This is a genomic window from Prescottella defluvii, assembly GCF_000738775.1.
In the GTDB taxonomy this organism is placed as follows: Bacteria; Actinomycetota; Actinomycetes; order Mycobacteriales; family Mycobacteriaceae; genus Prescottella; species Prescottella defluvii.
This window is the reverse complement of the sequence record NZ_JPOC01000020.1, coordinates 222913-232039: the sequence shown is the minus strand read 5'-3', so window position 1 is coordinate 232039 and position 9127 is coordinate 222913. Positions and strand designations below refer to the sequence as shown.

At 71.2% G+C, this 9127-nt stretch carries 6 protein-coding genes and 1 pseudogene; 3 read left to right on the top strand and 4 right to left on the bottom strand.

Features of this window, described 5'->3' with window-relative positions; translation table 11 throughout:
* Positions 1-31: 31 nt before the first annotated feature.
* The 3 genes and pseudogenes from IJ15_RS0107905 to IJ15_RS0107895 form a co-directional block, all read right to left on the bottom strand.
* A complete protein-coding gene (locus IJ15_RS0107905) occupies positions 32-316 on the bottom strand; it encodes a WXG100 family type VII secretion target (protein WP_031937798.1) in 285 nt (94 codons plus the stop codon).
* 47 nt (positions 317-363) lie between these two features.
* Positions 364-648 (bottom strand): annotated as a pseudogene (locus IJ15_RS0107900) (WXG100 family type VII secretion target); the annotation flags it as partial.
* A 55-nt stretch (positions 649-703) separates the two neighbouring features.
* A complete protein-coding gene (locus IJ15_RS0107895) occupies positions 704-1006 on the bottom strand; it encodes a type VII secretion-associated protein (protein WP_031937796.1) in 303 nt (100 codons plus the stop codon).
* A 32-nt stretch (positions 1007-1038) separates the two neighbouring features.
* Between IJ15_RS0107895 and IJ15_RS26410 the strand changes: the two genes are divergently transcribed.
* The gene (locus IJ15_RS26410; protein ID WP_197059778.1) at positions 1039-1869 is read left to right on the top strand and encodes a hypothetical protein; all 831 of its coding nucleotides are present in this window, start codon (positions 1039-1041) and stop codon (positions 1867-1869) included.
* A gap of 94 nt (positions 1870-1963) precedes the next feature.
* Here the strand turns inward: IJ15_RS26410 and IJ15_RS0107885 are convergent, their stop codons facing one another.
* Positions 1964-6022, bottom strand: coding sequence for a type VII secretion protein EccC (locus IJ15_RS0107885; RefSeq protein ID WP_031937794.1), 4059 nt, complete (start codon positions 6020-6022; stop codon positions 1964-1966).
* Positions 6023-6232: 210 nt separating this feature from the next.
* On the opposite strand from IJ15_RS0107885, the gene eccD reads away from it, so the two are divergent.
* The gene (eccD, locus tag IJ15_RS0107880; protein ID WP_031937793.1) at positions 6233-7714 is read left to right on the top strand and encodes a type VII secretion integral membrane protein EccD; all 1482 of its coding nucleotides are present in this window, start codon (positions 6233-6235) and stop codon (positions 7712-7714) included.
* Positions 7711-9096, top strand: a complete 1386-nt coding sequence (gene mycP, locus IJ15_RS0107875; protein ID WP_197059775.1) for a type VII secretion-associated serine protease mycosin — start codon at positions 7711-7713, stop codon at positions 9094-9096. Before eccD ends, mycP begins: the two co-directional genes overlap by 4 nt.
* The last annotated feature ends 31 nt before the right edge of the window (positions 9097-9127 follow it).

Here is a 9127-nt window from a genome sequence, read left to right as displayed (position 1 = left end):
CCGTCGGGGCACACGCGTCAGACGTAGCGGACTACGCCCAGCTGTTGGCCGCGGCGGAGTTGACCTGCTGCATGTCCGCATTGCCCTGGCCGACGACCCGGCCGACGGCGTCGAGGATCTGGTTGAGCTCGAGGGCCGCAGCATCCCACTTGGCCTGCTGCGCCTGGTACGCCTCGGACGCCGAGCCCTCCCAGTCGGCAACCATCGGCGCGACGTGCGCCTTGAGGTCGTCGAGCTTGGAGTTCATCTGGGCCTGGATCGAGTCGATCCGAACCTTGAGGGCCTCGATCTGACCGAACGAGTAACGCATCGTCATTGCTTCTCCTGTGTGTCCTGTGCGGTGTGGGATTCAGGTGATCCGGCTCAGATGTTCAGGCTGCTCGCCACGTTGTTGAGCGAACTCGTGTGGTCCTGCTGAGCGGAGTCGTAGGAGACGCTGTTGGACTTGATGTTCTCGCTGATCGCCTCGAGCGCCTGGTTGAGCTTGGTGGCGCTGCCGTCCCACCGCTCCATCAGGCTCTGGAACGCGATGGCCGCCGAACCCTCCCAACCGCCGCGGACCCCGTCCACCTCGCCCTTGAGGGTGCTCAGCAGGCCCTGGATCTCCGACCGCACGTCGCTGACGCGACGGGAGGTGGCCTCCATGGTCTCGACAGTGGTCCCGGAACTTTTTCCGCGACGACCACTCTCGCGGCGGCGCCCCTCAGACCGCGCCGACCGTCACACCGCCGACGGCCTGCTCACACGAACCGGCGGCCGCGTCCCAGTCGCCGCCGAGGAAGCGGCAACCGACACTGACCTGGGCATCGTTCTCGACCAGCACGTACCACCGCACCCCGGTGCGCTCGTCCGGCGACTCGAGGTACGAGATGACACGACGGTCGGCGAACTCGGTCTCGGGCACGAACTCCGAGAACGGACTGTCCGGGCCGCGCTCGGCCATCCGCTGTTCGAGCGAACGTGCCACCGCCGCCAGATCGGACCCCGCCGCAATCTCGGTGGGCATCACCAGGACACGATGATCCGGCCCACCGTCGGGTGCCAGGTCGAGCCTCCCTGGCTGGCCCGGCCGCACCTGCCACGAACGGCTCCGGCTCCCGCGCCTGCCAGATCGCCGACGCGCCCACCCCGAGCGCCAGCACACCGAGCACCGACATCACCGCCACCACGGCGCGTCCGCCCTTCCCGCGCAACCGCTTCCGGCGCCCGGACCGGCCCGGAGACTGCGCCGGCGCCGCGTTCGGCCACAGCGCATCCGGCGCCGGACCTGCGGTGCCGACGACCGGCCCGACAGCCGGGGCCGACACCAGGATCGCGTCCGCCACCATCGACACCTCAGCTCCGATTCCCGCGCAGACGGTTTCGGCAATCACGGTGTCGTCGCCCGTGCCGGTGCACAGGACCACGTCGGGCGCACGGTCCCCACCGATGGCGCGCACCACACGGTCGATCCTGCGCACCCCGTCGGGGTCCTCGCGGAGATCGAGGATCCCGACGTCCGCGAGCAGTTCGCAGGCGACGATCCGCGGCTGGCCGTTCTCGGCCCGCTCGACCAGCACGACCGTCGTCGACAGTGGACCGCATTCGACGACCGTCCACCGTCGGAGGTCCCCGGGGCACGCCGCCGCGAGCGCGACCGGAAGCATCTGCACCTCGTGGGCGGAGCGACGGGCCGCCGACTCCAGGACGCCGCACCGCGTGGGTCCCCAGTGCGACGGATGGATCACCGTCGCGGTGGCGACGAATCCGATTCCACCGACGGCTGCGTCGAAGGCTCGTCGGATCGCGGCGGCCGCCACATCGACGGTCGCGACCGGATGCCCGCCCAGCGACATCCAGTCGTCGTCGATGCACTCGACGACGTCCTGAACCGAAACGTCGGGGACCCGGACCACCCCGCGCACGGAGCACACCCACACTGCGCCGTCCGCGAGATGGACACGAGCGGCGGTACCGGGACCGGTCACAACGGCGGAAGCCACGCGACCTGCATCAGCGACGTTCCGCTGCGCGCCACGAAAGTACCTCTGCCCTGCGGCTGTTCACTCGGACGGACGGTACCGACGAGATTGCCCTCGTCGCGGCTGCCACTCATCACCATGCCCGCCGGCACCAGGTCCCGCATCCGCGCGATCACCGGCTCGTACAACGCACGCGACGCACCTCCGGACCGCCGGGCCACGATCAGGTGCAGACCGAGGTCCTTCGCGTGTGCGAGATAGTCGACGAGCGGCGTCAGCGGGTTGCCGCTGGACGTCGCGACGAGGTCGTAGTCGTCGACGACGACGTAGATCTCGGGCCCCGACCACCACGACCGTTCGCGGAGTTGCTGCTGAGTGGTGTCGGGCCCCGGCATGCGGCTCGCCAGAATCCCGGCGAGATCGTTCATCATGGTCGTGAATGTTGTTGCCGAGGCGGCATATCCGGCAAGGTGATCGCCCTCGACAACGCCGAGCATGGTGCGCCGGTAGTCGCCGATGATCAGCTTCGCCTGCTGCGGGGTGTTCGACTCCATCAGCCCCAGGCAGATGCCGCGCAGCAATGTCGTCTTGCCGCACGCGCTGTCGCCGAACAGCAGGAAGTGCGGCTGATCGGCGAAATCGAGGTACACGGGCGCCAGCTCGGCCTCGTCGATCCCGATCGGCACCGCCAGGCACGCACCGCCGGGCGCACCGGCAGCCGGCCACCGCTCGCCGGCCGCGGCGAGCAGATCCTCCCGCAGCAGGCGATCCGGCAGCATCCGCACCCGCGGTGCCACCGAGCCCGAACCGGGACCCGAGTCCGACGCGTGGCGCGCGCCGATCCGCGCGACGGCATCCGCGACGCCCGCACCGAGATCGTCGCTGCGGGAGACACCGTCGAGTCGAGGCAGGGCGGTGAGCAGGTGCAGGCCGTCGCGGGTGATGCCGCGGCCGGGCCGTCCCGCCGGCACCAGCATCGCCTTGGCACGCCCGACGTCGGAGTCGGTCGGATCCCCCAGGCGCAGTTCGATTCTCGTGCCGAGCTGATCCTTGAGCGCCGGGCGGACATCGGCCCAGCGCGGCGTCGCGAGCACGACGTGGACGCCGAACGACAGCCCCTGCCCGGCCAGGGCGCCGATCTGCGCTTCGAGTGCCTCGAAGTCCTGACGGATACTCGGCCACCCGTCGACGACGAGGAACACGTCCCCGAAGGGGTCCTGCGCGGCGCCCGCCGCTGCGGCGGCTGCGGCCGGAACGTCGGCGACCGCGCCACGCAGCCGCCGGAACTCCGCCATCGACTCGATGCCGAGTTCGCGGAATCGCCGTTCGCGTCGGCGCACGATCGTCGTCATCTCGGCGACCGTGCGCCGCACCAGGTCGACGTCGAGGCGGTTGGCGACGGATCCGACGTGCGGAAGTCCCGTCAGGCCGGCCAGCGTGCCGCCACCGAAGTCCAGGCAGTAGAACTGCACCTGCCGCGGCGAATGCGTCGCCGCCATGGACATGATCAGTGTCCGGAGCAGGGTCGACTTCCCGGACTGCGGTCCGCCGACCACCGCGACGTTTCCGGTGGCCCCGGACAGGTCGGCCACCAGCAGATCCCGTCTCTGGTCGAACGGCCGGTCGATGATGCCGATCGGGGTGCGCAGCGAACTGACCGCCGGCACCGGATCGGCCGTCGTGGGCGGCGGCAGGATCCGGTCGAGGGTGGGCGCAACGTCCAACGGCGGCAACCACACCTCGTGTGCGGCCGGGCCGCGGCCGCGGATGCGATCGACGAGGACCTCGAGGACCGAACGCGGATCGGCCTCGCCCTCGCCCTCGCCCTCGCACACGGGGTCGGGCTCGACCGGAACGACCGGTTCGACGACGACGGGTACGGCCACCGGGGCGGCCGTGAACAACCGCGGACGCAGGTCTGCCGCCGCTGCCACCGCGCCCGACGTCCGGCGCACCCGTTCGGACTCGTAGGGACCCGACACGTAGGACGCAGCGAACCGGACGATCTCCGCCGAATCGCACTTGAGGTACCCGGCACCCGGCGAGGCCGGAAGATGGTAGGCGTCGGGCACCCCCAGAACGGTCCGGGACTCGTTGGCCGAGAACGTCTTCAGACCGATCCGGTACGACAGGTGACTGTCGAGCCCACGCAGCTTGCCCTCCTCGAGTCGCTGACTCGCCAGCAGCAGATGCATGTGCAGCGACCGGCCGAGCCGTCCGATCGCGACGAACAGATCGGCGAACTCGGGCTGCTGGCTGAGCAACTCCGAGAACTCGTCGACGACGATGAACAGCGCCGGCAGCGGCGCGAGGTCGGCACCGGCGGCGCGCGCCTTCTCGTAGTCGGTGACGTTCGCGAAGTTGCCTGCGGCCCGCAGCACTTCCTGCCGCCGGTTCATCTCGCCCGCGAGGGCGTCCTTCATCCGATCGACCATCGCGAGTTCCTCGGCCAGGTTCGTGATGACCGCCGCGACGTGCGGGGCCTCGTCGAGTCCGAGGAAGGTCGCGCCGCCCTTGAAGTCCACGAGGACCAGATTGAGCGCCTCCGGCGAGTGCGTCGCGAGCAACCCGAGAACCAGTGTCCGCAGGAACTCGGACTTGCCCGACCCCGTGGCACCGATGCACAGGCCGTGCGGGCCCATGCCGTTCTCGGCGGCCTCTTTCAGGTCGAGTTCGACGGGGCTGCCGTCCACCCCGACCCCGATGGGCACCCGGAGTCGGTCCCGGCCCAGCCGCGGCACCCACGCGCGAGCGGGATCGAACCGCCCGACGTCGCCGAGCCCGAGCAACTGGCTCCATCCCGCCGCAACCGGGGCACCACCGTCGTCGCCGACGTCGGCCGCGGCCCGGCTGGCGATCCGATACGGCGCCAGTCGGCGCGCGGCGGACAATGCCTGCTGCGGCGTGAGCGTGTCCACCGCCGCGAACGTCTCCGTCCCGGCCCCACCGCGGGCACCGAGGGAGCCGGCGGCGGCCACCAACTGCAGTCCGCGGGTCGCGGTGAGCCGGGGGCAGTAGCCGCTGAGGTCCAGCAGCGTCACCGAGTCCAGGCCGCCGTCGGTCACGGCGCCGGTGTCGCCGTCGAGGATTCCCCCGTCGATCACGACGACGATCTGCGGTACCCCCGCGGTCGGCGGCGCGCTCCGGGAGAATCTCCCACGCATCGAGAACTGCGGTCCGAGAGACGATTCCAGCTCGAGAACCGATCCGTAGACCATGCGGGCGGAGCCCACGCCGTCGAGCGAATCCGGGTGCTGGGCGTGTGGCAGCCACTTCGCCCACTCCCATTCCGGGGCGGTGTCCGGGCCGCACACGATCGCGATCTGGAGATGGTCCGGTCCGTGGAACGTGCACAGTTGGACCAGCATCGCGCGCACCAACCCGCGTGCGTCGTCGCGGTCTCCGTCGATCGAGATCGCGGCGAATCCGCGGAGCGAGACCGCCGTCGGCAGCTCCGGAACCACCGAGTGCGCACGGACGAACCGGCGCAGCGACACCGCCGAGACCGGCTCGAGGTCCTCGACGGGCCCGGTCTCCGGTGGGATCAGCCGGGTCGCGAGTCGTTGGCTTCCCCGTCCCACCCGTACGTGCCCGTAGTCGGGATCGGTGATCCGGCGCTCCCACATGCGACCGGTTCCCGCGAGCGTCCACAGTGCCCGAGGATCGGGATGGCTCCACTCGAGGGCCTTGCGCTGCTGCTGCCCGGTGTCGAGGGCGTCGCGGCGCAGCTGATCGAGGTACCGCAGGTAGTCCTTGCGCTCCTCGTTGGCCTCGGCGGCCTTCGCTCCCCCACCGCGCCCGGAGCCCGCCAGCATGCCGAGCATCGACACCATCATCATCACGGGAAACATGAGCGCCATCGGGTTGGCCGACATCCCGGAGGTGAACATCAGCGCCACCATGCCCACCATGGCGGCGACCATCACGAGCGGGAGCAGCTTCGTCATCAGGTTGCCGGGAGTGATCCGGGGGATCTCGGGCGGGTTCTGCAGGCTCACCTCGCCGCCCGGCGTGCGCGGCGCCTCACGACGCGCCTTCCGCACGAAATGCGCGGTCCCCATGCCTCCACCCCCCGTGAAATGCCAGTCCTCGCGCGGTCGGCCGATCAGGCCGGACCGAGTCACCCCCCACGGGCTCCGGACTCGCGATCTGTGAAGCTACAGTACGGCGCCGACACCTCGCGGTAGTGGCCCGACGGCTCGGAGCGGTACAGTGCCGATGTTTCGAAGTGAGCGGTTCGGGTGGGGATCCGTACCGCGGAATCCGGGGGGATGAGCGTGACAGTTCTGCATGCCGGGCACGCGGCCGGCGCAGGTACCGGTTCACGGCCACGGGGAGCGGCCGACCTGTGCCGCCTGACGATTCTGGCGCCGCACACACAGATCGACCTCGCGCTGCCCAACACGGTTCCGGTCGAACTGCTGATCCCGGGGATCGCCGACCTGGTCGATCGCCACAGTGCCGCCAACGACTTCGACGTCGCCGGTGAGCGCACCGAACCGGCCCGATGGACACTCGCGCGGCTGGGCCAGCCGCCGCTCTCGCCCGCACTGAGTCTGCGCGAGCACGCGGTGCTCGACGGCGAACTCCTGGTGTTCGACAGCGCCGAGGCCGGATCTCCCCCACCGCTGTTCGACGACATCATGTACAACGTGGCGGTCGCCGACACCGGCCACACCCGGGCGTGGACTCCGCGGATCGCCCGTCTGACCGGGTCCGCCCTCGCGATCGCCGCGACGGTCGCCGGGTCGGTCGCGCTGCTGCAGGCCGACGGCGCCACCGAATCCCTCGTGGGCGCCGTGTGCGCGCTGGTGACGCTGATCCTGTTCGTGGTTGCCGGTGTCGTCGTGAGCCGGGTCTACGGTGACGCGGCCGCCGCCCTGACCCTGTGCACCGCCGCGCTGCCGACGGCATTCGCGGCCGGTGTCCTGCTGGTCCCCGGCGACCGCGGGGCACCCCACGTCCTCCTCGGACTGGTCCTGGTGGGCGCCACCTCGATCCTCGCGTTGCGCACCGCGGGCGTCGGGTACGGCGTGTTCACCGCGGCCGCGGCGATGTCGGCGATCGGGTCCGGCGCCGCACTGCTGGCGACGCTGACCGACCAGTCGCCGCGCGCGATCGGTTCGATACTCGTGGGCACCGCGCTGATCGGACTGGTGTTCGCGGCACGGGTGGCGATGCTGCTCGCGAAACTCCCGCTGCCTCCGGTACCCGCTCCCGGCACCTCGGTCGATCCGGCGGAGGACGATCCGGACGACGCCCGCGCGGTCCCGTCGTTCGAGTCCGTCGCCATGCGCGCCGACCGCGCGCGGCGATACCTGACGGGCCTGGTCTGCGCGATGATGCTGCTCACCGTGTCCGGTGCCCTGCTGGCGTCGGTCCCGACGACGGGGTCCGGGATCTACTGGCCGGGAACCGCACTGGCCGTGGCCGCAGCGACCGTCCTGATGTTCCGCGGGCGGACCTACACGTCGGCGGAGCAGGCGGTGCCGCTGATCGGCGGTGGCGGCGCGATCGTCGTCCTGCTGTGTGCCGGTACCGCATTCGCCGTCCCCGACGCGGCACTGGGACTGTTCGCCGTCGCGGCACTGGTCGTCGTCGCGGCCCTCGCACTGGGAATCGTCGCGCCGCAACGGAACTTCTCGCCGGTCCAACGGCGGGCAGCCGAACTGGTGGACTACACCGTGATCGCCACCGTCGTGCCGCTGGTCTGTTGGGTGTCCGGCCTCTTCGCGGCCGTCCGGGGACTGTGAGCCGGGCACGTCGGCGGCGATGGTCGGGCACCGCCGCCGCCACCGCGTTGGTTGCCCTGACGGCGACGATCGGGGCGGGTGTCGGCGGGGCCGTCGTCCCGGCTCCGATCGATCCGGGCAAGCTGCCGGCGCGGACGCGGCCGGCCCCGTTGGCGCCGACCGAGCAGCGCAACGCGTGCGCGGACCCCCTGCCGATGAGCGAGAGCCCCGAGATACCGCTGCCACAGCGCACCATGGACTTTCAGGCGGTATGGCCACTGACCCGCGGCGCCGGACAGGTGGTCGCGGTCATCGACACCGGTGTGGCCCGCCACCCCAGGCTGCCCCAGCTGACGGCGGGCGGTGACTTCGTCTCCACCGGCGACGGGACCGACGACTGCGACGCCCACGGCACCATCGTGGCGGGACTCATCGCCGCCAACGTCGTCCCCGGCTCCGGATTCGCCGGGGGCGCACCCGATGCGCGGATCCTCACCATCCGGCAGTCCAGCGCCAACTTCTCCGAGGTCCGCCGCAGCCAGGACCCGAACGACGTCCAGAACTCGAGCGGCTACGGCAACACCCAGACCATGGCGATGGCCGTGCGCGAGGCCGCGGACGCGGGCGCCACCGTCATCAACATCTCGGAGGTGGCGTGCCGCTCCGCGGTGGACGGCATCGGTGACCAATCCCTCGGCGCCGCCGTCCAGTACGCCGCGACCGTGAAGAACGCGGTCGTCGTCGCGGCCGCCGGCAACTTCCAGTCCGGCGGATGCACCGCCCAGAACCCGCCTCTCGACCCCCTCGACCCGAACGCCGATCGGTGGGATTCGGTGGCCACCATCGCGACTCCGGCGTGGTACGACGACTACGTCCTCACCGTCGGGTCGGTCGATCCGGACGGCTCGGCATCCGGCTTCAGCCTCGGCGGGCCGTGGGTGGACGTCGCCGCCCCCGGAACCGGCATCGTCTCCCTGAGCCCGGACGGCCACGGTCAGACCCGCGAATGGGTGACTGCGCAGGGACAGCGGAGCCCCTTCGCCGGAACGAGTTTCGCCGCGCCACTGGTCTCGGCGACTGTCGCACTCGTCCGCGCCCGCTTCCCACAGCTCACGGCGCAGCAGGTGATCGAGCGGATCGAGGCCACCGCACATGCACCGGCCGAGGGGTGGAATCCATTCGTCGGTCACGGCGTCGTCGACCCGGCCGCCGCCGTCACTGCCGATCTTCCGCCCGGCGGAGTACCCGCCGGGCGGCCACTGTCGGTCCCGGTTGCGGCGCCGCGCCCGGTCGAGGAGGACACCCGCCCGCGCACGGTGGCACTGGCCGCGACGGGCGCGATCGTCGTGGTGGCGGCGCTCGGGGTCCTCGCGTCGTTTCCACTGCGCCGACGACGGAGGTAGATCGGACGCACTCGGCTTCCGGCGCAGCCGG